Source organism: Chloroflexota bacterium (genome assembly GCA_035652535.1).
GTDB lineage: Bacteria > Chloroflexota > UBA6077 > UBA6077 > SHYK01 > DASRDP01.
The window spans coordinates 14,208-37,979 of record DASRDP010000093.1 but is presented as its reverse complement, the minus strand read 5'-3'; the positions used below and the strand labels follow the sequence as shown (position 1 = coordinate 37,979).

The window sequence follows — 23,772 nt, the reverse complement described above, 5'->3', positions numbered from 1 at the left end:
GCGGCCGCCACGCGGACAACGCGACCTTGATGGCGGGCCCGATGCGATCGCCGGTAACCGCTCAGTCGTGGGGGATGAGATTGATGAGCTGCGGGTGCCCCCAGAGGCTATCGATCGCGGTGTACTGCTCGACCTGCCACGTCGCGTCGTCGATGAGCCGGCCGCCCCAGCCGTATTCCAGCGCCCACTGCGAGGGGTTGCCCATATAAAAGGAGACGACCCGGTCGTTCATGTGGCGGCCGAGGTCGATGATGACCGGCACGCCCTGCTGCTGCGCCAGGTCGCGGCCGGAGCCGACGTCGTCCAGGTCTTCGGCCTCGAACATGAGGTGGTTGATCTTCTTGGGCGCCGGCGCCTCGATGAAGGCGATGGAATGGTGGCGTGGGTTGCAGTGGAGGAACGCGGCGCGAATCCGTCCGTCCGGCGTCTTCAGGTTGACGTAATCGGAGATTCGAAATCCCAGGAGATCGCGGTAGAAGGCCACGCTTCGGTCCAGCTCCGTCGTGAACATGAGCGCGTGGCCGAGCCCCAGCGCGCCCGTCTTGAAGCCGCTGATCGCCCGGCTGGGACGGAACGGCCGCTGATTGACCGGTCGCCCGTAGAACACCTCGGTCCGCACGCCGTTCGGGTCCTCGCAGCGGAACAGCTCGACCACGCGGCGCTCATCGGCCTCGCCCTGGGTACCGGCGGTCACCTTGACGCCGCCCCCCTCGAGCTGCTGGGCGACCGCGTGAAACGCCGCCGAGTCCGGCACCTGCCAGCCGAGGAACTCGATGTCGTCGCGGCCGTTCTCCTGGATCTGGATGCGGTGGGGTTGGTCGTCCATCCGTAAGTAGGTGGTACGGGAATCGTCGCCGGGGACGATTTCCATGCCGTAAATCTCGGTGGCGAGCTTCTTCCACCCGCCGGCGTCGCTCACGCCGATCCCCACGTAACCGAGCTGGGATACTGCAGCCATGTCCGGTCCTCCATTCGCTCGCGCTCTCCGGGTCCCGTGGCGCGCCAGCCTCACATCCTGACGGCAACGCTACGTCGCTGTCAAGCTGGTCAGGTAGATTAGGCGGTCCGTCCACGACTCTTCGGCCGCGCCTTCCGCCAAGGTGGCGAGTCCACGAACGAATGCGCTGAGGTCGTTCTGCTGAACGGTCCGCGTGCTGACGATGGCGATTCCCGCGTGATGGAGTCGTGTCACGGCCCAGCGCTTCGCAAGCGGTTGGATCGTCCGCACGGGGCTTCCCGGAGCCCAGAACCCCGCCCCGGCTATCTGCCCGTCATCTTGACGGTGAGCGTCTCGGAGCCCGGAGTCAGCGGCAACACGTGCTCTTCGATCCACTCGTTGTCGGCAATGGCCGCTTCGATCTCCCGAGGAAAGGACTGCGCGTACGCGAGCGCAGCCCGAACGCGCACCTCCGGTATCTCGAGGAACGCGGCCATCGCGGCGGAGTCGCCTCCGAATTCGCGGGCGAGCTTCGCAACGTGCCACACGGCCGTACGCGAGCCCAGGATATACGCTTGTCGTCCGGCGGGCGAGTCGCGGAAGTCGATCAACGGAAAATCGCGTCGGCGCAGCGCCTCTCCGAGGAGGAACGCGGCCGTCTCCGACGGTGTTTTCCCCACTGCTCTGCTGGCTCGCCTCAGCCGCTGTACCTGATCGGCCTTGAGCCGGAGGCTAACGACCGTGCGCATCTCTCGCTCCGTTCAGAGCTTCGAGTGACATTGGAACTCGTATCGCTGCCGCGCACCCCCTCGACCCGCGCGCAGTCTACCGGGAAGCCACCGAAACGCGCGCGTGCCCGGGAACGTCCGCTCGCGCCTCCTCGGCCGACGACGCGAGGCCCGGATATTCGGCGCGCCAATTGGCCGCATCGGAGATCTCCGCGAAGGATGTGACGTGGGTCATCACGTTGCGGGCGGGCTCGGTCACCACGTGGGCCGGCTGCTCGCCTCGCTGGAAGGCCTGGACCACGTCCAGCAGCCGCCTGCGCACGGAGATGACGCCTAGGTCGCTGACCCCCAGGTGCTCGCGGCTCCGATCGTAGAGCGGACCCATGCTCTCCGTCGCGCAGGAATCGTGGGCGAGGAAGCTACCGAACCCGAAGTCCGTCATCCCCGTGTAGTTCTCGGTCCGCTGCTTCTCTCGGTCCTGCAGATAGTGGTTCGCGGCGTTGGCGAAGCGGCGGTAGCCGGGACCGATGGCCCGCCGGCGCACGGGCTCGTCGGGCTCGATGGGCCGCCGCCGATTGAACCCGAAGTCGAATCGCGCCGAGTGTGTATCGTCGATCGGCGTATAGAAGTGCACCTCGTACCCCTCAGAGGTATCGAGGCTCGTGCCCCCGCGCCCGACCGGGACGGCGCACGCGACCGGGAGGATGAACGACGACACGCGGACGTACGTCGCGCCACCGGGCGCGTCGCGCAGGGCGATGAGTCGGACGCCGAAGTCGGTGTCCTCCGTTTCGTAGCGTGGCGCGGTGTCGGAGGGAAGCTCGAATCGGAAGCTGCGGTGCAGGAACGAGAGGTGGGACGAGTCGCACTCGCCCTCCAGCCCCTGGAGGTAGTTGCAGTCCTGGATCGCCTTCGTCGCGTAGCACTGCTCCGCGGGGAGGCCGGCCCACTCGTACGCGGGGAAGAGCGGCTCGCGCTCGGGCGGTCCCATGTAGGCGAACACCATCCCGCCCACCTCGCGTGTTGGGTACGCGGGATGGCTCACGCGCTGCCTGAAGGTGCTGCCGGCCGGCTCGGCCGGCGTGTCGAGCACGCGCCCCTCCGCGTCGTATTTCCACCCGTGATAGATGCACCGAAGCCCGCCCTCCTCGTTGCGTCCGTAGAAGAGGCTGGTCCCCCGGTGCGAGCACGCTTCGGCGAGCAGTCCGATTCGGCCGTTCGTGTCGCGAAAGGCGACCAGGTCCTCGCCGAGCAGCCGCACCTGGACGGGCGGGCAATCCGGCGCAGGGATCTCCTCGCTGAGCAGCGCCGGCAGCCAGTATCGGCGCATCAATTCGCCCATCGGTGTTCCCCGGTCCGTCTGGGTCAATAGCTGGTTCTGTTCTTTGCTCAGCATCCTCCCCTCCGATGATGCCATCCTGGCCCGCCGGCGGCCTTCCCGTCAAGCCCTGGATTTTCTTGTGATCGCCATCAATTGCAGATACACTCGTACCACCAGAATAGCCTCGCGGATCACGAACCCAATGACTCCGCCTCCGAGTGCGAGGACTTCCGTCGCGTCGGGCCCCCGATCGGCGGGATGGAGCCGGTAACGTCGCGCCTGACCCACGTTGCGCAGTTCCGTGACGGCAGAGATTTTCAGCTCGGAGGACCGTAGAGGAGTATGGAACCAACGGAAGCCGGAAACCCGACAACGGCCGACCAGATGCACGAGCACGGGCACTGGGGCGCCCATGACCATGCCGAGGGGATGTTCGGGCACATCCACGACGACCCCTTCTTCCATACCCATCCCGGCGAAGAGGAGATGGTGATCCTCACGCCAGAGGAGGCGGGGAACCGGATCACCCTCACCAGCGTGGGCATCGACGTCGGGTCCTCCACCTCCCACCTGATGTTTTCCCGCCTCGTCCTCGAGCGGCAGGGCATCGCCCTCTCGAGCCGCTTCAAGGTCGTGGAGCGAGGCATCACCTTCCGCTCGCCCATCCTCCTCACCCCGTACGTCGACGAAACGACGATCGACACAGAAGAGCTTGAGCGCTTCATCCAGGGTGTGTACAAGGACGCCCAGATGACCGTCGACGACGTGGAGACGGGCGCCACGATCTTCACCGGCGAGGCGGCGAAGAAGAGCAACGCCGAGGCGATCTCCGCGTTGTTCGCCGAGCACGCGGGCAAGTTCGTGTGCGCCGTGGCCGGCCCGAACCTGGAGGCGGTCATGGCCGCCTACGGCTCGGGCGCCTGCGCGCGCTCCGCCCGGCGCGATGGACAGTCGCACACGGTGATGAACATCGACATGGGCGGCGGCACCGCCAAGCTCGCCATCTGTCGCGACGGCGAGGTCCTCGAGACGGCGGCCATCAACGTCGGTGCGCGGCTCGTGGCGATGGATGAAAAGGGCCTGGTGAGTCGCATCGAGCTGGCAGGGCAGATCATCGCTGACGAGCTGGGCATCCCCCTCGTCGTGGGCGCGCCCCTCTCACCCGAGCACCAGAAGGCCATGGCCGAGCTGCTCGCCGAGTGCCTCTACAACGTGGCGGAGCGGCGCCCGCTCGGCCGGCTGGCCAATCGCCTCATGATCACTGGGCCGCTCACGTACACGGGGCCCATTGACTCCGTGAGCTTCTCAGGTGGAGTCTCTGAGTACGTGTACGGCAACGAGCCGCGAAACTTTGGCGATCTCGGCATCCTTCTGGGGAAGGCCGTCGCCGACCGCGTCGTACGCCTCGGCGTGCCCATGGACACCTCGGAGCAGATGATCCGCGCGACCGTCATCGGCGCTGGCCAATACACGCTGCAGGTCAGCGGCAGCACCATCTACATCACGCGGCCCGAGCTCCTGCCGCATCGAAACCTCCAGGTCGTGGCGCCCGTCATGCCCGATGGGACCTATACGGTCGAGTCGGCCAGGGTGGCCATCGAGCAGGCGATGCAGCGCCTCGACATCGAGGAGGGGGATCGACCCGTCGCCCTCTCCTTCCGCTGGCGAATGGAGCCCTCGTACGACCGGGTCAAGACCCTCGCCGAGGCGATCGTGGCCGCCATGCCGAACACCATCGCGGCGAAAATCCCCCTCACCATCGTGTTCGACACGGACATCGGGGGCGCGGTCGGCAGCCTGCTGACCCGCGAGCTGCTGCCGGACTACGACATCGTCTCCATCGACGAGGTGACCCTCGGCGATCTGGACTTCATCGATCTGGGCGAGGAGCTGGAGGACGTGCACGCGGTGCCGGTCGTGGTGAAGTCTCTCGTATTCAGCACGGCCCGCGAGCGCGAGTCCGGCCTCGTCCGCGGGGCGGGTGCCCTCGCCCATGCGCACGACCACGAGCACGACCACGATCATCATCACGATCACGATCACGATCACGATCACGACCATCACCACGACCATGATCACCCGCACACCCACTGACTTGCCCACGTAAACCATGGGGGCGCTCACCCGCGTCGTTGGCGCTGCCCTCGTGCTCGTGGTCCTCGGCTGCACCGCGCCGGACGGGACGCGCTCGGCGCCCGGTGGCCCAGCGCCTGCCCAGCCCACGGCGGGCCCGAAGCGGATCGCCATCGGCATTCGCGGCGACCCGAAGACGCTGAGTGCGAAGCTCAACTCGGCGGCAGGCGCCGGAGGCGTGCCCGGCGTCTCGGAGACCGAGACGCTGCTGAACGCCGGCCTCGCGATCCAGGACTCGACGGATGCACTCCACGCGCAGCTCGCGGAAGCGGTGCCGTCCGTGGAGAACGGGCTCTGGGTCGTCTATCCCGACGGTACGATGCAGACGACGTGGAAGATTCGATCAGGCGCCGCCTGGCACGACGGGACGCCCTTCACATCAGCGGATCTGCTTTTCACCGCCAGCGTGGAACAGGATGCCGAGCTGCCGATCTTTCGCAACGTCGCATACAGCTCGGTCGACCGGGTCGAGGCGCCGGATACGCAGACCATCACGATCCACTGGAAGCGGCCGTTCATCGAAGCGGACACGATGTTCACCAACGCTCGCGCCCTCCCGCTGCCGCGACATCTGCTCGAGAAGACCTACACGACCGACAAGGAAGACTTCGTCAACCTCCCCTACTGGAACCGCGAGTTTGTCGGAACTGGCCCATTCAAGCTTCGTGAATGGGAAGCGGGGACCCACGTGATCCTCGACGCGAACGATGCGTTCGTCCTGGGGAGGCCTCAGATCGACCAGATCGAGGTGAAGTTTATTCCCGACCCCTCGGCGATGGCGGCGAACGTGCTTTCCGGCGGCGTGGACCTGACCCTGGGCGGCCGCTTGTCCTATGAGTGGGGAGCGCAGCTCGCGGACCAGTGGCGCGATGGAAAGGTGGAGCACAGCACGCCGACCACGTACCTCGGCGCGTATCCGCAGTTCATCAACCCCAATCCGGCCGTCGTCGCCGACGTCCAGTTCCGCCGGGCGCTGATGCAGGGCGCGAATCGCCGACAGCTCATCGACAGTCTGCTGGGCGGGCTCGCCCCTATTGCCGACTGCATCGTAAACGAGTCCGCCAGCGAGAGGAGCGCCATCGAGTCGAGTATCGTCAAGTACGCCTACGATCCACCGGCGGCCGCGCAGACGATCGAGGGGCTTGGCTACGTTCGCGGGTCGGACGGAACGTTCCGCGACGCGACCGGCCAGCGTCTGACGGTCGAGATTCGCAGCACGGCCACCGACGACACGCAGATGAAGACGATGTACGCGCTTGCGGACGATTGGCAGCAGGTGGGCGTGGGGGTGGACCAGGTAGCGGTGCCGCAGCAGCGCGAGTCGGACCGCGAGTATCGCGCGACGCGGCCAGCGTTCGAGGTCGTGCGCCAGCCCGGAGGCGCGAAGAACGTCGAGCGCTTCTATGGCGGCTACACGCCGCTGCCGGAGAACAACTACACGGGCATCAACCGGCCGCGCTACAAGAACGAGGAGCTGGATTCGCTTATCGATCGATACTTTGTCACCGTGCCGGTGGCCGAGCGAATGCAGGTGCTGGGCCGGATCGTTCAGATCATGACGAGCCAGCTCGTCGTGCTTGGCATGTTCTGGGACATCTCACCGACGGTGGTGTCCAGCCGCCTGAAAAACGTCAGCTCACCGGGCGACGTGTGGGATGCGCACCGCTGGACGGCCGGCGGGAGCTGACCCGCGCTCGCCCCTCCGCCCGGGCAATGGCCCCGGAGGGCGTGAGCGACCCTCCCAATCGCAGCCCTTCGGCGCGCTCAAGCCAGGCCATTTCCTCGCAAGGGTGGAGGGAGCCCTCCCGCCCCAGAAAAGGGGGGAAGGATCCCTCCCTCTCCCTCGACGTCGACGGGGGCGGGTCGGTGCGGGGGTGGCAAGGTCACCCCGGGGACGCGGGCATCCCACCCTCCCGGAGTTCGCCATCGAGCCACCGGAGCGCGTCCCGAAAAACGGCGTCGCCGTCCGCCTCGTTCCACAGCTCGTGCGACCGACCGTCGTACACGATGAGGCGCTTCGACCCGCCCGCCCGGGCGTAAGCCGCGCGCGTCGCGGCGACATCTGCGATCCGGTCCGCGTCTCCAGCCAGCCAGAGGGTCGGCACGGACAGCCGGCCTACCGCGTCGAGAATGGCGCCCTGGGCCGCCGCCGTCTCGGTGAACCAGCGCGCGGTGGCCGCATGGTGGACGAGCGGGTCCGAGTCGAAGTCGCGCCCGAGGTTCGAGTCGCTGCTGATGACCTCGCCGCGCAGCCCGTTGCTCATGGTGAGGCGCGGGAACGGTCCACTCAGGAGGCGCGCCAGCGCGACTTTGATGGGCGAGACCGGCATCGCCAGGGCGATGTAGGGCGAGGTCAGAATCGCGGCGAACACCTGGCCGGATTCTCGCTCTGAGCTGGAGAGATACCGCAGGGCGATCAGCGATCCCAGGCTCTGCCCCAGGAGGCAGATCGGCGCTTGCGGGTCCGTCGCTCGCACCGCGGCCAGCGCGCATTCCAGATCGGTGAGATATTCGTCGAAGGACTGACAGTGGCCGCGCTGGCCCTCGGCGCGACCGTGCCCGCGAAAGTCGTACGTCGCCACGGCGAAACCCTCCGACGCAAAGCGCTCGGCGACGGCGCGATAGCGGAGGCCATGGTCCGCATACCCGTGGATAACGAGGAGCGCCGCGCGCTCCGGGCCGTCTGTGGGGTACCAATCGAACGGGAGTCGGACCCCGTCCGCGGTCGTGATGAAGACACTGCGCACGCGTCAGTCGGGCGAGAGGTGTTGTAGCCGCGGTGCCACTTCGCGCGCGAATAGACGCAGGGAGCGGGTCCGAAGGCGCCGCGTGCCATAGTCCTTCCCCATCACCAGCAGCAGCACGCCGTATCCTCCGCTTGCCTGATAGTGCTCGACGATCCGCTCGTAGACCGTGTCCGGGTCGCCGACGAAGTAGAAGCCGGAGTCCACGAGGTGGTCCCAGGTGATGTCCTCGAGTCTGCCGCTGGGTGGCAGGAACTTCTCGTAGTAGCGCGGGAACTGGCGAACGTGCTCGGCGATCGTCGGCGCGATCGATTCGCGCAGCTCGTCCTTCGCTTTCCTCACGCTGTCCGAGACGTACACCAGGCGGCATGCGCGAATGTCGCGGCGTCGGGCGACGCGTCCGGCCGCCCGCGCCGCCGCCACGTACGCGTCGGCGTGGGCGCGCATGTGCTCCGTGTTGTCGTACTGGCTCAGGATCGGGATGAAGCCGTTCCGCGCGGCCAGCTCCACGGTGCCCTGGGTCGTGCTACTGGCCACGCCGACGGGCATGTGGGGCCGGGTGTAGGGCTTCGGCATCACCTGGATGTTCTTTCCGTGCCAGAACTCGCCCTGGTAGTCGAACGGCTCGTCACATGACCAGCATTTGAGGATCAGGTCGACCGCCTCGTGCATTCGGGCACGGCGCAACGGCATGCTATCGTCGCCAATGCCGCGCTGGGCCATGCCGTTGTCGTTGGGCAGCCCGACGCCCAACCCGAAGAGGTAGCGCCCGCGAGTGAGGTGGTCGCAAACCGCGGCCTCGAGCGCGACCTGGATCGGGTGATAAAGGGCAATGGGCCGAACGCCCGGCCCGAGCCGAATCTGCTTCGTGAGGGCCGCAGCCTTGCAGATGAAAAGGTCGGCTGCCGACAGGGCGTCCGGCCTCGTGTACTGCACCCCGCGGAGGTGCTCGCTGATCCAGGCCTCACGAAAGCCAGCGCGGTCAACGAGCTGGATCTCGTACAGATCCTCGTCGTAGCTATCGGCCGCCACCGCGTTTCGGCGCTCGCCGTTGGAGAAGATCCCGAACTCCACGCACCGCCTCCTTGTGCGGCGATTCTACCGCGCGTGGCCTGCCTGCTGGTGGGACCGTCGGTCGAGCAGCCACTCGACCCCTCGGCTCGAGGTCGCCGCGACTATTATTACGGCGAGAAGCACCCGCTCCTGCCCGGGGCGCGGGACAGAAACCAGTTCACGGGGTGTGTCGGATGCCCAACGAGCACAGCGCGGCCACAGGAGAATGGATGGAATTCTGGCGGACCGGGCCAGGGACGCTGGCGGGCCGCTACCTGCGGCGTTTCTGGATCCCCATCCATCGCTCGGAGGATTTGATCGCCGGGCGAGCCAAGCCCGTCCGTATCGCCGGCGAGGACTTCACCCTCTACCGCGGTGAGGGCGGTGACGCTCACGCGGTCGCGTTCCGCTGCGCCCATCGAGGTACGCAGCTCTCGACCGGCTGGGTCGAGGGAGACCAGATCCGCTGCTTCTATCACGGCTGGAAGTACGGTCCCGACGGACAATGCACCGAGCAGCCCGCCGAGCCCGAGCCATTTTGCGGCCGGATCCGAATTCGCTCGTATCCGGCCCAAGACTACCTCGGCCTCGTGTTCGCGTACCTGGGCGAAGGGGAGCCGCCCGACCTTCCGCGTTTCCCGGAGTTCGAGGACGATGAAGAGGGAATCCGCGAGAACTACACGTACCCAACGCCCTGGCCGATGAACGTCTTCAGTTCGCTGGAGAACGATCCCTTCCACGGCGCCTGGGTCCATCGCGAGTCGTACATCGCGGCCGGGCGCATCGGGATCCCGCGGGTCCGGTGCGAGGAGACCGAATATGGGTACACGACGTTCGTGACCCTCCCAGAGGGCGCCACCCTCTGGCCCGAGTCCCAAACGCACTACCTCATGCCGCTGGGCAGCTACGCGACGCGGACCGCGCCCGAGCTGGGTCCGGAGGCGTGGCGTGAAGCTCTCGCATTCCGCGTGCCCATTGACGACGAGCACTGCACGACATTTGGCGTCAACTTCACCCATATGCCCAAAGAAGCGCGCCCATCCTATTTGGAGCGGCGGGCGACGCGGGCGGCGGAGGCAGCAACGCTCCCTCCCTATGCCGAAATCGCCGAAGCGGTGCTGCGCGGTGAGATGAGGATCGAGGACATTGAGGACCGGCACAAGCATCCCGACCGGCTGTTCAATATGCAGGACTACGTCTCTCAGGTCGGACAGGGGGCGCTTCCGGATCGCAGCCAGTGGCACCAGGGCTATGAGGATGTGACCGTCATCATGCTGCGCAACCTGTGGCAGCGCGAGTTGCGGAACCTGGCCGAAGGGCGCCCCTTGAAGGAATGGCGACGCACGAGGCGGTTGAGCGTGGGTCGGGCGCGCGTATGAGCTGGCAAGGATCCCGGTGGACAGCGTTGCTCCGGTCGTGGTGGAGGGCCCGGGTTGCCCTCACCCGGTCGCGGCCCCCTGCGGCGGCCGGCGGCCGGCCTCGCCCACCGCGGTGGGCGAGACGAGCGGGAGTGGCGCTGGGCACCTCGCGGTGGGCGAGGCGAGCGGGGGTGGCGCTGGGCTCCTCGCGGTGGGCGAGGCGAGCGGGGTGCGCGCCTCCGTCGCACGGGCAGCTCATTGGACGCCACACACTTCTCGTAGCCGTCGCGCTCCTGATGACGGCGTGTACCACGGGCGCGCCATCCCCCCAGCGCCCCGGCGAAGGTGTGGCGCCTGCGACGCCGGGCTCGCACCGCGTGAAGACCCTGACCGTCGGCATCACCAGCACCGTCCGGGCCTTCGGGCTCGCAGGAACGACGACCACGGCCGGCGGGTGGATGTCCGCGGGTGAGCTGCATTCGCAGGGTCTGGTGACCTCCGACACCAGCTCGCGGACTCCGGTGGGCCGGCTTGCCGAGCGCGCGCCGTCCTTCGACGATGGCTCCATCGTGGTCCAGCCCGACGGCACCATGCGGGCGACGTACCACCTGCGGACGGGTGTGACGTGGCAAGACGGCGCGCCGTTCACGTCGCGCGACCTCGCCTTCTCCTATCAGGTGAACACCGACCCAGGCCTGCCCTTCGTGAATCGTGACGCCATGAAGCTCGTGACCACGACCGAGGCGCCGGACGACCAGACGTTCGTGTTCGTCTTCAGCAGCCCGTACTACCTGGCCGACTCCCTGGGGCTTCGACTCTTCTGGCCCTATCCCCAGCACCTGCTCCAGGACAGCTACGACCAATACGTGAGCACAAAAAACGCCGACGACTTCATCAACCAGCCCTACTTCACGAGCGGCTACGTCAACCTTGGACCGTTCCGGCTCACCTCGTTTGATCCGGGAGAGGGCCTGAAGTTCGAGGCGTACGAGAACTACTTCCTTGGTCGACCGAAGATCGACGTCGTCTACCTCAAGACCTTCGGCGACGAGAATACGCTCCTGGCCAACCTGCTCGCGGGCGCGGTGGACGTGTTCATGGACCTCGCCATGAGCCCCGACGTCGGATTTCAGTTAAAGGACCAATGGGACAAGTCGGGCCAGGGAACGGTGCTCCTGACAACCGGGTACGTGCGGATGTTGATCCCTCAGTATCGAGCGCAGTTCCAGAAGGAGCCGGCGAACCTCGACCCAACGGTGCGGCAAGCCCTGTACGTTGCCCTGGACCGGCCCGCGCTATCCGCCGCGCTACAGGACGGCCATGCCGAGCTGGCGGCGACCTCGATCCTGCCCCCCGAGGACCGCAACTACGAGGCCGTGCGCGATGGGCTCAAGCCATTCGCGTTCGATCCGGACCGAGCGAAAACCCTCCTGGCCGAGGCAGGCTGGACGCCCGGGCCGGACGGATTGCTGAGAAACGCGGATGGACGTCGGTTCCAGACATCCATCTGGTCCACGCCCGGCTCGGACAAGGAGATCGCCGCCATCGCCGACTACTGGCGGCGCGTCGGGCTCGAGGTGGAGGAGACCATCGTGCCGGCGGCATTCACGCGGGACAATCAGTATCGCGCCAGCTACCCCGGATGGGAGACGACGGCCAACTACGACGACTCGACCTTTGGCCGTCTCAAGGACCCCTCGGGCCCGGAGACGCGCTGGGCGGGTGCCAATCGGGCCGGCTACGACGATTCCCGGGCCGTCCGTCTCGTGGACGCCTACTACCACAGCATGAAGCCCGGGGACCAGCGGCAAGCCGTTCGAGCGATCAGCGACTTCATCGTCGCGGAGATGCCCTACCTCGTGACGATGTTCGAGGCGGACAACATCGGCATGCGCAAGGGCGTGCAGGCCTTCGCCGATTTCGCCGGCGGCGCTGGGGCTGGGGCGCCGTACGGCTCGTACACGCGCAACGCATACCTCTGGGACCTCGATTAGCCCAGAGCCCTAAGGGCACCATGGAGGGAATTGACCCACTCGGAGTGGCAATCCTGTTCACGGGCTACGCTTGACGACGGCGACTGTGCTCGCAACCGGCGCCACGATACGGACCGTCGAACATCTTGGGCTCCGGGCGCGACGCGTGCGCGTTGGTCAGGGACGATGATTGTCGGTCGCATCGGCATCGTCGACGGCCTCCTTGCCGCCTGCGTCGTCGACGACAGACTGTGATAGGATTTGGTCCTCGATACGCGGCCGTGGAGCCGTTGCCAGCCCCATGACGATGAACCCATTCGCCACGACTGTTCTTGCGCTGCTTGCCCTCACGGCGTGCGCGCAGCCTGCTGTGCCATCCCGCTCATTGGGGTCGCCGTCCCCGTCCCAGCCGGGCGCCTCGGGGCGAGCCTTGGTCATGATGATCCGCGTCGAGCCGCCCACCCTGTCGTCGCGGCCGCTCGTACGCACGGGCGGGGTCACGACGGCGACACTCGTACGGCTTTTCAATGCCGGGTTCGTCATCCGCGACCAGCATGGCGATCCTCAGCCGGATCTCGTTGAGCGCGTGCCGGCGCTCGACACGGATGCGTGGCGCGTGTCCGCCGACGGGCACATGCAGACGACGTATGTGCTCAAGCCCGACCTCAGGTGGCACGACGGGACCCGGCTCTCTGCTGACGACGTCGTGTTCACCTGGCAGGTGTATTCGACTCCGGCGATGGGACAGGCTGCGTCCCTCCCGTTCGGGCTCATCGACAATGTTCGTGCGACCGATGATCACACCGTCGAAATCGAATGGAAACGGCCGTATCCCGACGCCGGCTCGCTGCAGGCAACCGATTTTCCGGTCCTCCCGCGCCATCTCCTCGAGCAAAGCTTCCAGCAGGACTCGCCGGAAACCTTTCTGGCAAGCCCATTCTGGACCAGCCGCTACGTCGGTCTGGGCCCGTACCGCCTGGAGCGCTGGGAGCCCGGCTCGTCCATTGAGGCTTCCGCTTTCGACGGGTATGCGCTCGGTCGCCCATTGATTGGCCGCATACAGGTGCGCTGGAACAGCGATCCGAACACCGTGGTGGCGAACCTGCTCGCGGGCGAGGTCAACATCGCAGCCGACGATTCGCTCCAGTTCAGCCAGGCGTCGCTTCTGCGCCGGGAGTGGACGCCTCGCTCGGCAGGGTCCGTCCTCCTGACGCCGACCCTCTGGCGCGCCGCGCAGGTCCAACTGCGACCGGAGCTCGCGAGCCCGCGCGCGCTCCTCGACGTCCGGGTGCGGCGTGCGCTGGCGCACGCGATCGACAAGGCCGCGCTGAACGACGCGTTGTTCGAAGGTCAGGGCATCGTCACCGGCAGCATGATTCCGCCTACGGATCCGAACATTGACAACGTGGAGCGAAGCATTCGTAAGTATCCGTTTGACCCCAAACAGAGCGAAGCGCTCATGAGCCAGGCTGGGTGGAGCAGGGCGCCCGATGGCACGTACGCGAATCTGAGCGAGGGTCGGTTCTCAGCCGAGCTGAAGGTAAACGGCGGAGCGCAATACGAGGAGGAAATGTCCATCTTGGCGGCCGGGTGGCGCGATGCAGGCTTCGACTTCCGCGAGTCCGTAAACCCGGCCGCGCTGGCACAGGACGGCGAGGTGCGCTCCACTTTTACCGGCGTCTTCTCTTCGAGCGGTCCTCTGGGCGAAGACCTGCTCCGGGCCTACAGCAGTGCGAATATCCCGGGCCCCGAAAACCGTTGGGTGGGTCGAAATCGGGTGGCATGGATCAACCCGGAGTACGACCGCTTGGTCGAGGCCTTCAACACGACGCTCGATCCCACCGAGCGCAGGCGCCAGGTCGTCGAGATGGCGCGAATCTTTACCGAGGATCTGCCGGAGATTCCGCTCTATTTCGACCCCGGTGTCATGGCCTACGTGTCCGGCCTCACCGGTCCGCGGCTGGTTTCACCGAAAGGCAATATCAGCTGGGACATCTACCGCTGGACGTGGGTGGGATAGCGCGCTCGCGCGGCCGACGGACCCGCGCTACACTGGATGCGCATCGCGAGGGCTCACAGGAGGTGAATTATGGCAGAGGTCGTTCTCGGCATTGGGACGTCGCACAGTCCGCAGCTCGGGATCCCCGGCGAACAGTGGCGGGTTCTTCAGGCGAAGGACGAAGGCGACTCGCGGATGAACTATCGGGAGCTGGCCGAGCGTGTTCGGCAGACACGGCCCGGCTTCGAAAAAGAGCTGACGATCGAGAAGTTCCGGGAGCGCGATGAGGCATGCCAGCGCGCCATCGGCGCCCTTGGGGAGCTGCTGCGCGATACGCGCCCGGACGTTATGCTCGTCTTCGGCGATGATCAGCACGAGCAGTTCCTCGACGACCTCATGCCGATGCTGTGCATCTACAATGGCGAGACAATGGCCATCCACCGCGGAAGGCGGGCGGGCGCGCCGCCGGTCAGCACGAGCACGGAATGGCGCTCGGTGGAGGGCGGCCGCGACCAAGCCGAAGAGGGCAAAGAGTTCCGCGCCGATCCGGCTCTCGCCGACCATCTGCTCCGCGAGCTGTGCGACGACGGGTTCGACATCGCGCGGTCGAACCATATGCGCGACGGTGTCGGGATCGGGCACGCTTTCAGCTTCGTCTATCGACGGCTCCTGCCCGAGGGCGACATTCCGATGGTCCCCTTTATGGTCAACACGTTTTATCCGCCGAACGCGCCCACACCGAAGCGCTGCTATGCGCTGGGCCAGTCCGTCCGCGCAGCCATCGAGCGCTGGGACTCGAACGCGCGCGTCGCCGTCATCGCGTCCGGCGGTCTCAGCCACACGATCATCGACGAGGATCTGGACCGGCGCACCATCGATGGGCTGATGGAGCGGGACCCGGATCGCCTCCGTGCCCTGCCGGTTGAGAAGATGGTCCACGGGACATCAGAGATTCGGAACTGGATCATCGCGGGGGCAGCGCTCGAGGGGCTCGACATGACGCTGGTCGACTATGTGCCGACTTACCGCTCACCGGCCGCGACGGGGTGCGGGATGACCTTCGCATATTGGAAGTAGGACGAGTCGCCCTTCGTGGCCGTAGTATGATGACGTTCGTCCGCGCCCATGGTTGCCCGATCTCCAGATTTGATTGACGTTGGAGGACTCATGGCGAAGCGCGAATCCATTAACCTTCCCGGCATGGCGCACGGCGCGCCGATCCCCATGGGATCGAAGATCGGCAACGTCGTGTACTCATCCGGCATCGCTGGTAGGGACCAGGAGAAGAACGTGATGCCCAGCGACCCGGCTGAGCAGGCTGTCTGCATGTTCAAGAACATCAAGCAATTCATGGAGATCGCCGGCGGCTCGCCGGACGACATCATCCACGTTCGCCTGCTGATGAAGGACCCGGACTTGCGCAAGTACATCGACCCCGAGTGGCAGAAGATGTTCCCCGACGAGCACAGCCGCCCCGCGCGCCACGCGCTGACGACGGACGTACGCCAGGGTTTCTTCCAGGCCGAGATCGTGGCCATACTGCCCTCCTAATGACGCGCGAGAGGACCGCTCGTCCCCTTCGTCCAAAATGCTGTGCGATAATGGGCCAGTGAAGCTCATGAGGAGGAACTGATGCTCACGAAGGAAGAAAATGAGTTCCTGACGCGCGTCGGGCCGGGTACCCCGGCAGGCGAGCTGCTTCGACGCTATTGGATGCCTGTAGGCTACGTGCAGGAGCTGACGGACGAGAAACCCACCCAGTTCGTGCGGATCTTGGGCGAGGATCTGGTGCTCTTCAAGGACAAGAGCGGCAACGTGGGCCTCATGCAGGACCATTGCGTCCACCGCGGCGCTTCCATGCTCTACGGGCGCGTCGAGGAGCGGGGGATCGCCTGCGCGTACCATGGCTGGCTCTACGACACGAAGGGGAACTGCCTGGAAACCCCGGCCGAGCCGGCGGACAGCAAGTTCTATCTGACGGTGAAGGCGAAGGCGTACCCGGTGAAGAAGTTCATCGGGATGTACTGGGCGTACCTGGGGCCGCTGCCGGCGCCGGAGATCCCACAGTACGACGTGTGGGCGCGCAAGGATGGCCACCGCGAGCTGTATCTGCAGCCGCGCCTCGACGCCAACTGGCTGCAGCCCATGGAGAACTCCATGGACCCGGCTCACCTCCAGATCCTCCACCAGACGATCGCGTTCCGCGGCCGGACGCCCGCCAGCACGACCCGCGGCTTCACGGACGACGTGGAGAAGTTCGAGTTCTACGAAGTCGACTACGGATTAATCAAGAAGCGGACTTATAAGAACGGGCACGTGGACGAGCACCCGGTTATCTTTCCGAACATCCTGCGCCAGGGCGACGCCACGCAGATCCGCGTTCCCATCGACGACACCCACACCAAGATCTTCTTCGTCCGGTTCAAGCCCAGCCCGGATGGCAGCATCGTGGAGGAGGGGGACCCGCCGGTTACCTTCATCAACTCCTACAAGCAGCCTGCCGACCAGCTCCACCCCTACACCTGGTTCGATATGTCCCTCGACGTCCAGGCGCAGGACCATATGGCGTGGGAGACGCAGGGCCCGATCGCCGATCGCAGCATCGAGCGGCTCTCGACGACCGACCGGGGAATCGTCTTGCTGCGCGAGGTCCTGAAGCGCGAGATCGAGCGCGTGCAGATGGGGCTCGACCCGAAGGGCGTGATCCGCGATCCAAACCACGGGTTGATCGACACGAAGCTGCAGGAGTCGCTCGTCGAGGTACGGGAGGGCTGGGGCCGAAGCGGCCAGTTGGCCACCACGGCCCAGGCGTAGCGGGGTGCCTGACTCTCTCGACCTGCTTCGCCAGAAGGTCGCGATCTCCATGCGCATCTTGGGCATGGAGGGGCTGGTGAAGGACATCACCGGCCACGTGAGCGCCCGGATTCCGGGCACGAACGAGATGTTCATTCGGTGCCGAGGCGGCAACGAGCGGGGCTTGATGTACACCGACGTCCAGCAGATCCGTCGGCTGGATTTCGACGGGAAGGGCGACGGGCTCGGAGCGGACTTCATGGCCCCGCTGGAGCTGCCGATCCACGGCGAGAACTATAAGGCTCGCCCTGAGGTCGCGGCCGTGGTCCACGCGCACCCGCACGCGGCGGTGCTGTGCGGCATCCTCGGGCTCGAGTTCAAGCCGATCTTCGGCGCGTACGATCCCGGCGCCATGGGTATCGCCGCGAAGGGGCTGCCCGTCTACCCTAGGTCCGTGCTGATCAATCGGCAGGAGCTGGGCCAGGATCTCGTCGCTGCCATGGGTCCGCGGGACTGCTGCCTCATGAAGGGCCACGGCATCACCGCGGTCGGGCCGAGTGTGGAGGCGGCGACGCTTCTGGCGCTGCGTCTGGAGCGCCTCGCGGAGATGATCCTCGAGATTGCGCACCTGGGCCGCGAGGCCCCGAGCATCTCCCAGGAGGACCTGGAGGCGTTCGGATACGTCGATGGACGCGCGCCGACGCGCGCGAATATCCCGCGCGGCGAGGAGTGGGTGTGGGCCCACTACGTGAAGCTCGTGGAGGACTCCGTCGGGATCCCCGCCGATTTCTGACACGATGCTGAAGAACGTGCGTAAACCGTTCGTGCTGAGCCCTTCGACTTCGCTCGGGGCAGGCCAGTCGAAGCACGCAGCGCCCTTCGACTGACTCGGAGCGAGCGGTCTTACAGCACACTTCAAAGCCGGAGGTTGCCGTGCTCACGCGGGAAGAGAACGAGCTGTTGACGCGGGTTGGACCGGGAACGCCAGCGGGCGAGCTGCTTCGCCGGTACTGGTACCCGGTCGCCTTCTGTCACGAGCTGACGGATGAAAGGCCAACGCACTTCACGCGCGTGCTCGGTGAAGACCTCGTGCTCTTCAAGGACAAGAGCGGGAACGTGGGCCTCATCCAGGATCATTGCGTCCACCGGGGCGCGTCGCTGCTGTACGGCCGCGTCGAGGAGCGCGGGATCGCCTGCGCGTACCATGGCTGGCTCTACGACGCGAAGGGGAACTGCTTGGAGACGCCGGCCGAGCCGGCGGACAGCAAGCTCTATCTGACGGTCAAGGCGAAGGCGTACCCGGTACGGCGGCTGGCGGGCCTCTACTGGGGGTATCTCGGGCCGCTCCCAGCCCCAGTTATCCCGCCGTACGACATCCTCGTCCGCCGGGATGGCCACCATACGGTGCAGCTCCGCGGCCAGGTCGATGCGAACTACTTCCAGGCGATGGAGAACTCGGTTGATCCCGCGCACCTCCAGATCCTGCACCAGGACGCGGGCGCCAACGTGGCGGGCGGCCGTCGCGCGCGCAGCACGACGCGCGGCTTCACCGACGAAGTGGTCAGCTTCGACTTCTACCAGACCGAGTACGGGATCATGAAGCGGCGAGTGTATACGGACGGGCGGGTCGACGAGCATCCGTTGATCTTCCCCAACATCCTCCGCCAGGGGAACGGCATGGAGGTGCGCGTCCCTCGGGACGACACGGCCATGTGGATCTATGAGATCCGGTTCATCCCGACGGAAGACGGCTCGCTGGTGCCCGAAGATGAAGAGCCCGAGTTCGTGCCGCAGGATTCGCACAAGGCTCCCGCCGATCAGCGGCACCCGCATGCCCGGTATCGCATGGATCGGGTGGACGCGCAGGATTACATGGCATGGGAGACTCAGGGGCCCATCTTCGATCGCACGACCGAGCGGCTGGCGACGTCAGACCGCGGCATCGTCATGCTCCGCAAGCTGATGCGCGAGAACATCGAGCGCGTGCAGGCGGGGCTGGACCCGCTGGGTGTCATCCGCGATCCGAGTCACCCGATGATCGATACAAACCTGACGGGCTCATTGATCGTCGAAGTGGGCATGCTCCCGCCGTCGGCTGCCGGTCGGCGGTAGGAGGCATTGCTCCTCTCGGTCCCCGCGGGTCGCGCCTGGTGATGGGGTGGCGCCGGCAGTAGAACGCCCGGACACCGGTATCTTGACGGTCGTTTGTCCCGACCGGCAGGGGATCGTCGCCGCAATCTCGGGCTTTCTTTTCGGGCACGGGGCCAACATTCTCGATGCCCAGCAGCACACCGATCGCTCGGATGAAACGTTCTTCATGCGCGTCAGGTTCGATGCCACGCGGCTGGACATCAGCCTCGCTGAGTTCGGAAAGCCGTTCGCGGAGGTAGCGGACCGGTTTGGGATGCGCTGGCGCATTCGCGCCACGTCCGAAACACCTTCGATGGGGATCATGGTCTCGCGACTGGACCATTGCCTCATCGATCTTCTCGCGCGGCATCGCATCGGTGAGCTTGCCGTTCGTGTCCCTTTGATCCTGAGCAACCATGCGGACCTTGAGCCGATCGCGGCCGCCTTCAACGTGCCTTTTCGTGTGGTGCCCGTTACCCCGGATTCGAAATCCGAAGCGGAGGCGGAACAGCTTCGGCACTTGCGCGAGGCGGGCTGCGACTTCGTCGTGCTCGCGCGCTACATGCAGGTGCTGACCCCGACGTTTCTGGCCGCATTTCCGCTGCGCGTCATCAATATCCACCATGGATTCCTCCCTGCGTTCGCGGGTGCGCGAGCGTACCATCAGGCGCTCGAGCGCGGAGTGAAGATGATCGGCGCGACCAGCCACTACGCGACCAACGTGCTGGACGACGGGCCGATCATCGATCAGGACGTCATTCGCGTGACGCATCGAGATACCGCCGATGATCTGATCCGGAAAGGCAGGGACGTGGAGCGCATCGTGCTGGCACGCGCGGTTCGCGCCCATGCAGAAGACCGCGTGGTCGTCCACGGGCGCCGGACGGTCGTCTTCGATTGAACGCTATCCGCGGGCGCCGGGTCGGACCGGCTCGCGGTACTCCCCGTTCACCGTGAAGAAGGCGCGGTAGCCGCGATTCTCGCGGGGAAGCTGGATCATGGGGAAGTTCTTCCGCTCGTCGCGCACCACGGCCATCGGCTCCTCGCCCCGCTCGATGCGCTCGATGTTGTCGAAAAGCAGCTTATGGTAGAGCGCCACGCCTCGGTCCGACGTCGCCAGGTGCTCGGCGGTCCGATCGGACACGGGCCCCTGCCCAACCCACGCGAGCATGTCCTGCGAGGGGATGTCGTCGGCCCAGCCCTTGAGGTGGCCGTCCTCGTCGAAGAGCGAGAGATGCTGGACGGGCACGTCATCGCGCGGGTCGACGCCGTCCCTTCGGAGGATGCCCTGGTATCGCACGTGGAGGGTGTGAGTGTCGTCGACCGGGACACGGATCTGGTAGTTCGGCCGACGGACGTCCCCGACAGACAGGATGTTGGGGAAGAGGATGGGGTGGCCCGTCGTCCAGTCGTCGCAGTCCTCGGGCTCTCCCTCCACCAGTCGACGCTTGATGATGCCGTACTCGAACACGTCGAAGTCGATCTTCAGGTGGCGGGCCGGGTTGAGCATCGGCGGCTTGCCGGTCCGCTTCATCACGTAGTTGCCGTAGACGCCGTGAAGGTGCTCGAAGTGGATCGGGTCAAGGGAGTTGTCCATACACTGGAGCCAGTTGCAGGGCAACATCGTGATCTCGACGTTTCGGTTCAAGTCGTCGCGGACGAAGAGATCATAGCGGGGCAAAAGGGGCGCCGGCTCCGGCCCGAGGTAGGCGAACACCAGGCCGCCGAGCTCCTGGACTCGGTACGCCTGGATCTTCAGGGGAAGGCACGCGGGCTCGAAGGGCATGTCCACCACGTGGCCCTGCTCGTCGTAGATCCAGCCGTGGTAGGCGCAACGCAGGCCCTTCGTCTGCGGGATGCCGTAGGCGAGGGAGATGCCGCGATGTGCGCATCGCTCCGCCACCAGCCCGATCGTTCCCGTCTCATCCCGGTACAGGACCAGATTCTCGCCCAGCAGGCGGACCGGACGCACCGGGTCCTGGTCCAGGTCGGCCGTCGCGGCCACTGGGTGCCAGTAGCGCCGGAGCAGCTCTCCCATGGGGGTGCCAGGTCCCACGCGCGCGAGTCGTTCGTGCTCTTCCTTCGTCAGCATTCGTCGCCCCCTTCGATGGTCCGCTCGTTGTTCGTCCTGAGCGCTGCGTGGACTTCCAGCGTATTCTAGCCTCTAGCGGAACGTCCACTCGTGAATGTTCCAGCTCACCACGGCGTCCGGCGCCTTCACCGAAACTCCCTGCATCCCGGCTGCCCAGGCGATGACGCCGGGGTTGAAATGCAGCGGGATCACGCCGAGGTCGTCCGTGAGCGCGTGGATCGCATCGGCAAGCGCCTGGTGGCGCGCGTCGGGGTCCAGGGTCGTGGCGAAGGCGGTGGCAGCCCGGTCGAAGTCGGGATTGGACCAGCCCCCCCGGTTCTGCCCGAACCAGTGCGTCTCGGGCCGCGACACGGAGTTCGTGGTCAGCGCTCCCACGTCTTCACCCTCGTGCACGGCGGCGGCGCTGGTGATGGACAGCGACCGGAACGTGCCGAGCACCTGGCCGTCCTGCGTTTGAACGGGCGTGAAGACGTTCTCCTCGACCTCGAAGCCCGCCTTCCGCCAGCCATCCGCGATGATCGACCGCTCCGCGTCGTTTTGCGCGGACTGAATATTGCGGACTTCCAGGTTGATGCGTCCGCCACCGGGAAGGGTGTACGCGCCGCTGGCGTCCTTCGATAGGCCCGCCTCGTTCATGAGCTGCTCGCTCGCACGAAGGTCAAAGGGATACTTGACGGCTTTGGCGTCGACGACCGCGTAGTAGTCGAGGGTGGGGTAGATGAGCGTGTCCGTCGTGATCCCCTTACCGGAGAAGAGCGTATCGTTGATGACGGACTTGTCGATGGCGTGGGCGAGCGCCTTCCGGACCCGCGCGTCGCGAACGACGGCAGGGTTCGCGTATTCCGCGCGATGCTGGACCTGGACGAAGCGGGGGAGGTTCGGCCGGTACTGGACGGTGCCCGCGTTTCGCGCGGTCCAGTCCTGCTCGAGGACGAGGCCCTGGTCGACGCGGATGGAGTCGTCCAGCGGCATGTCCTCGTCGCCCGACACCAGGCTGGCGAGCGTGGCGTTGAAGTCGGCGCTCCAGGTGATCTTCAGCCGATCGATCTTCGGCTTGCCGAGAGCGTGGCCATCGAAGGCGGCCGCGTCGATGAAGGCGCCGGGCTGCCAGTTGTCGACGCGATACGGACCCGCGCCGACGAAATCGCTCGTCCAGAAGGGAAGATTCGGAAGGTTCTCCGGCTCGCGCTCGAACGAGGCCTGGAGGAGGTGCCTGGGCAGCGGGGCGAAGGCCTCGAGGTCCATCTCCGCCGCGTTTGGATATGGCTCCTTCCAGCGAATCTGGACCGTCTGGGGATCGGGCGCTACCACTTCGGACATGACGGAGTGGGGCACGGTGCCCGCGAGACCGTAGTTCTTGTTGGCGTACACCTGCCGCGCGAACACGAAGTCGTCGGCGGTAAGAGGCGTACCGTCCTGCCAGGTGAGGTTGGGCTTGAGGTGGAACGTCGTCTCCATCGTTCCGTCGGCGGCGACGCGCCAGCTATCGGAGTTCAGCGCGGGCAGGCTGTCGGCGAGATACGGTCGTGGCTTACTGTCCCCATCGAGGAGCGCCAGGCTGGCGTTGAAGATGCGCCGCTGGTTCTCCGTCGTGATGCCGGTGGGGATCAGGATCGTGCCGGCGACGGACCCGGGCTCCGACCGGATCACGACGCGCAGCGTTCGGCTCGGCTGGCTCGCGGTGGCCTGCGGCCGAACGGGCCCGCCAGATGGTCCGGAGGAGGGGCGCGCCGGCTGCTGCGCGCATGCGAGGATGAGCATTGCGAAAACGACGGGGAACGCACGCATCCAGTTCACGATGGGACCTCCGTCAGCTCCTGGGTGAATGGCGGCGAATGGCATGGCTCCACGCGATGAGCCACGCGCGCCTGGGATCGCGCTCAAACGAGATTGGGGTTCGCCGCCCTGATCTCCTTTGACTGGATTCTCCCGTCGGCGGAGATCTCATACAGGTACACCTCGGCGGTGCCGATCTCGAGCTTGGGAATGTCTTCGTCGCTGATGGACTCCAGGTGCTTCACCAGCGCGCGCAGGCTGTTCCCGTGCGCCACCACGATGGCGCTCCGACCCGCCCGCAGCTCCGGCAGGATCTGGGATTCGTAATACGGAACGACCCGGGCGTACACGTCCTCGAGGGTCTCGCCCCCCGGCACGGGATAGTTCCAGCTTCGGCGCCACTTGAGGAACTGTTCCTCGCCATATTCGTCGCGGACCTGCCACTTGTTCTTGCCGGTGAGGTCGCCGTAGTCTCGCTCGTTGAGGGCGGCGTTCCGATGAATGGGGATCGCCGTGTTCTGCAAATCGGCGAGGATGATGTCGAGGGTCTCCTGGGCGCGCTTCAGCATCGACGTGAACGCCACATCGAACGAGACGTCGCGGAGCGCGTCGGCGGCGCGGTGGGCTTCCGCGATCCCATCCTCGTTCAGCGAGATGTCGGTGAGACCGGTCCAGAGCCCTTTAGCGTTGTACTCCGACTGGCCGTGTCGGAGGAGCGCAAGCTTGGCCATCGCC

General features: G+C 66.1%; 21 protein-coding genes. 11 read left to right on the top strand and 10 right to left on the bottom strand.

Annotation, left to right across the window (positions count from 1 at the left end; genetic code table 11):
• Positions 1-61: 61 nt before the first annotated feature.
• From VFC51_11155 to VFC51_11140, 4 genes are all read right to left on the bottom strand, one after another.
• Positions 62-958: a VOC family protein gene (locus VFC51_11155; GenBank protein HZT07579.1), complete on the bottom strand. Its 897-nt coding sequence runs from the start codon at positions 956-958 to the stop codon at positions 62-64.
• 69 nt (positions 959-1,027) lie between these two features.
• Positions 1,028-1,228: a hypothetical protein gene (locus tag VFC51_11150; protein HZT07578.1), complete on the bottom strand. Its 201-nt coding sequence runs from the start codon at positions 1,226-1,228 to the stop codon at positions 1,028-1,030.
• A 32-nt stretch (positions 1,229-1,260) separates the two neighbouring features.
• Positions 1,261-1,686: a transcriptional regulator gene (locus VFC51_11145; GenBank protein ID HZT07577.1), complete on the bottom strand. Its 426-nt coding sequence runs from the start codon at positions 1,684-1,686 to the stop codon at positions 1,261-1,263.
• Positions 1,687-1,762: 76 nt separating this feature from the next.
• Positions 1,763-3,061 carry a Rieske 2Fe-2S domain-containing protein gene (locus VFC51_11140; GenBank protein ID HZT07576.1) on the bottom strand — a complete coding sequence of 433 codons (1,299 nt, stop codon included), beginning with the start codon at positions 3,059-3,061 and terminating at the stop codon, positions 1,763-1,765.
• A 267-nt stretch (positions 3,062-3,328) separates the two neighbouring features.
• Here VFC51_11140 and VFC51_11135 point away from each other — a divergent pair, with 267 nt between their 5' ends.
• Positions 3,329-5,080: an ethanolamine ammonia-lyase reactivating factor EutA gene (locus VFC51_11135; protein ID HZT07575.1), complete on the top strand. Its 1,752-nt coding sequence runs from the start codon at positions 3,329-3,331 to the stop codon at positions 5,078-5,080.
• Between the two features lie 16 nt (positions 5,081-5,096).
• A complete protein-coding gene (locus tag VFC51_11130; protein ID HZT07574.1) occupies positions 5,097-6,806 on the top strand; it encodes an ABC transporter substrate-binding protein in 1,710 nt (569 codons plus the stop codon).
• 196 nt (positions 6,807-7,002) lie between these two features.
• On the opposite strand, the gene VFC51_11125 is transcribed toward VFC51_11130, so the two are convergent.
• Both VFC51_11125 and VFC51_11120 read right to left on the bottom strand, forming a co-directional pair.
• Positions 7,003-7,866: an alpha/beta hydrolase gene (locus tag VFC51_11125; GenBank protein ID HZT07573.1), complete on the bottom strand. Its 864-nt coding sequence runs from the start codon at positions 7,864-7,866 to the stop codon at positions 7,003-7,005.
• A 3-nt stretch (positions 7,867-7,869) separates the two neighbouring features.
• Entirely contained in the window at positions 7,870-8,937 is a 1,068-nt protein-coding gene (locus VFC51_11120) for an LLM class flavin-dependent oxidoreductase (protein ID HZT07572.1), read from the bottom strand.
• Between the two features lie 209 nt (positions 8,938-9,146).
• Between VFC51_11120 and VFC51_11115 the strand changes: the two genes are divergently transcribed.
• Together VFC51_11115 and VFC51_11110 are read left to right on the top strand one after the other, a co-directional pair.
• Complete coding sequence (locus VFC51_11115; GenBank protein ID HZT07571.1) at positions 9,147-10,295, top strand: Rieske 2Fe-2S domain-containing protein; 1,149 nt, start codon at positions 9,147-9,149, stop codon at positions 10,293-10,295.
• Positions 10,296-10,621: 326 nt separating this feature from the next.
• Positions 10,622-12,268 carry an ABC transporter substrate-binding protein gene (locus VFC51_11110; protein ID HZT07570.1) on the top strand — a complete coding sequence of 549 codons (1,647 nt, stop codon included), beginning with the start codon at positions 10,622-10,624 and terminating at the stop codon, positions 12,266-12,268.
• Between the two features lie 156 nt (positions 12,269-12,424).
• Here VFC51_11110 and VFC51_11105 read toward each other — a convergent pair whose 3' ends face one another.
• Positions 12,425-12,685, bottom strand: coding sequence for a hypothetical protein (locus tag VFC51_11105; protein HZT07569.1), 261 nt, complete (start codon positions 12,683-12,685; stop codon positions 12,425-12,427).
• On the opposite strand from VFC51_11105, the gene VFC51_11100 reads away from it, so the two are divergent.
• The 7 genes from VFC51_11100 (at position 12,684) to purU (ending at position 20,070) form a co-directional block, all read left to right on the top strand.
• A complete protein-coding gene (locus VFC51_11100; GenBank protein HZT07568.1) occupies positions 12,684-14,267 on the top strand; it encodes a peptide ABC transporter substrate-binding protein in 1,584 nt (527 codons plus the stop codon). The genes VFC51_11105 and VFC51_11100 overlap by 2 nt on opposite strands.
• 69 nt (positions 14,268-14,336) lie before the next feature.
• The gene (locus VFC51_11095) at positions 14,337-15,323 is read left to right on the top strand and encodes an extradiol ring-cleavage dioxygenase (protein HZT07567.1); all 987 of its coding nucleotides are present in this window, start codon (positions 14,337-14,339) and stop codon (positions 15,321-15,323) included.
• Positions 15,324-15,413: 90 nt separating this feature from the next.
• A complete protein-coding gene (locus tag VFC51_11090) occupies positions 15,414-15,797 on the top strand; it encodes a RidA family protein (GenBank protein ID HZT07566.1) in 384 nt (127 codons plus the stop codon).
• An 81-nt stretch (positions 15,798-15,878) separates the two neighbouring features.
• Positions 15,879-17,060 carry a Rieske 2Fe-2S domain-containing protein gene (locus VFC51_11085; protein HZT07565.1) on the top strand — a complete coding sequence of 394 codons (1,182 nt, stop codon included), beginning with the start codon at positions 15,879-15,881 and terminating at the stop codon, positions 17,058-17,060.
• A 4-nt stretch (positions 17,061-17,064) separates the two neighbouring features.
• A complete protein-coding gene (locus VFC51_11080) occupies positions 17,065-17,832 on the top strand; it encodes a class II aldolase/adducin family protein (protein HZT07564.1) in 768 nt (255 codons plus the stop codon).
• A 140-nt stretch (positions 17,833-17,972) separates the two neighbouring features.
• On the top strand, positions 17,973-19,151 hold the full coding sequence (locus VFC51_11075) for a Rieske 2Fe-2S domain-containing protein (protein ID HZT07563.1): 1,179 nt from the start codon (positions 17,973-17,975) through the stop codon (positions 19,149-19,151).
• A 46-nt stretch (positions 19,152-19,197) separates the two neighbouring features.
• A complete protein-coding gene (gene purU, locus VFC51_11070) occupies positions 19,198-20,070 on the top strand; it encodes a formyltetrahydrofolate deformylase (GenBank protein HZT07562.1) in 873 nt (290 codons plus the stop codon).
• A 3-nt stretch (positions 20,071-20,073) separates the two neighbouring features.
• Here the strand turns inward: purU and VFC51_11065 are convergent, their stop codons facing one another.
• The 3 genes from VFC51_11065 to VFC51_11055 all read right to left on the bottom strand — a co-directional run bounded on the left by VFC51_11065 (position 20,074) and on the right by VFC51_11055 (position 23,768).
• The gene (locus VFC51_11065; GenBank protein ID HZT07561.1) at positions 20,074-21,261 is read right to left on the bottom strand and encodes a Rieske 2Fe-2S domain-containing protein; all 1,188 of its coding nucleotides are present in this window, start codon (positions 21,259-21,261) and stop codon (positions 20,074-20,076) included.
• Positions 21,262-21,333: 72 nt separating this feature from the next.
• The gene (locus tag VFC51_11060; protein ID HZT07560.1) at positions 21,334-23,049 is read right to left on the bottom strand and encodes an ABC transporter substrate-binding protein; all 1,716 of its coding nucleotides are present in this window, start codon (positions 23,047-23,049) and stop codon (positions 21,334-21,336) included.
• 92 nt (positions 23,050-23,141) lie between these two features.
• A complete protein-coding gene (locus VFC51_11055; protein ID HZT07559.1) occupies positions 23,142-23,768 on the bottom strand; it encodes a 2,3-diphosphoglycerate-dependent phosphoglycerate mutase in 627 nt (208 codons plus the stop codon).
• Positions 23,769-23,772: the final 4 nt, after the last annotated feature.

Excerpts from the sequence above, each read along its gene's own strand:
- VFC51_11090 (HZT07566.1), top strand. The coding sequence starts at position 15,414 with ATGGCGAAGCGCGAATCCATTAACCTTCCCGGCATGGCGCACGGCGCG.
- VFC51_11065 (HZT07561.1), bottom strand. The coding sequence starts at position 21,261 with ATGCTGACGAAGGAAGAGCACGAACGACTCGCGCGCGTGGGACCTGGC.
- VFC51_11115 (HZT07571.1), top strand. The coding sequence starts at position 9,147 with ATGGAATTCTGGCGGACCGGGCCAGGGACGCTGGCGGGCCGCTACCTG.
- VFC51_11130 (HZT07574.1), top strand. The coding sequence starts at position 5,097 with ATGGGGGCGCTCACCCGCGTCGTTGGCGCTGCCCTCGTGCTCGTGGTC.
- VFC51_11145 (HZT07577.1), bottom strand. The coding sequence starts at position 1,686 with ATGCGCACGGTCGTTAGCCTCCGGCTCAAGGCCGATCAGGTACAGCGG.
- VFC51_11105 (HZT07569.1), bottom strand. The coding sequence starts at position 12,685 with ATGACCAAGGCTCGCCCCGAGGCGCCCGGCTGGGACGGGGACGGCGAC.
- VFC51_11085 (HZT07565.1), top strand. The coding sequence starts at position 15,879 with ATGCTCACGAAGGAAGAAAATGAGTTCCTGACGCGCGTCGGGCCGGGT.
- VFC51_11100 (HZT07568.1), top strand. The coding sequence starts at position 12,684 with ATGATGATCCGCGTCGAGCCGCCCACCCTGTCGTCGCGGCCGCTCGTA.
- VFC51_11155 (HZT07579.1), bottom strand. The coding sequence starts at position 958 with ATGGCTGCAGTATCCCAGCTCGGTTACGTGGGGATCGGCGTGAGCGAC.
- VFC51_11135 (HZT07575.1), top strand. The coding sequence starts at position 3,329 with ATGGAACCAACGGAAGCCGGAAACCCGACAACGGCCGACCAGATGCAC.
- VFC51_11140 (HZT07576.1), bottom strand. The coding sequence starts at position 3,061 with ATGCTGAGCAAAGAACAGAACCAGCTATTGACCCAGACGGACCGGGGA.
- VFC51_11095 (HZT07567.1), top strand. The coding sequence starts at position 14,337 with ATGGCAGAGGTCGTTCTCGGCATTGGGACGTCGCACAGTCCGCAGCTC.
- VFC51_11055 (HZT07559.1), bottom strand. The coding sequence starts at position 23,768 with ATGGCCAAGCTTGCGCTCCTCCGACACGGCCAGTCGGAGTACAACGCT.
- VFC51_11060 (HZT07560.1), bottom strand. The coding sequence starts at position 23,049 with ATGCGTGCGTTCCCCGTCGTTTTCGCAATGCTCATCCTCGCATGCGCG.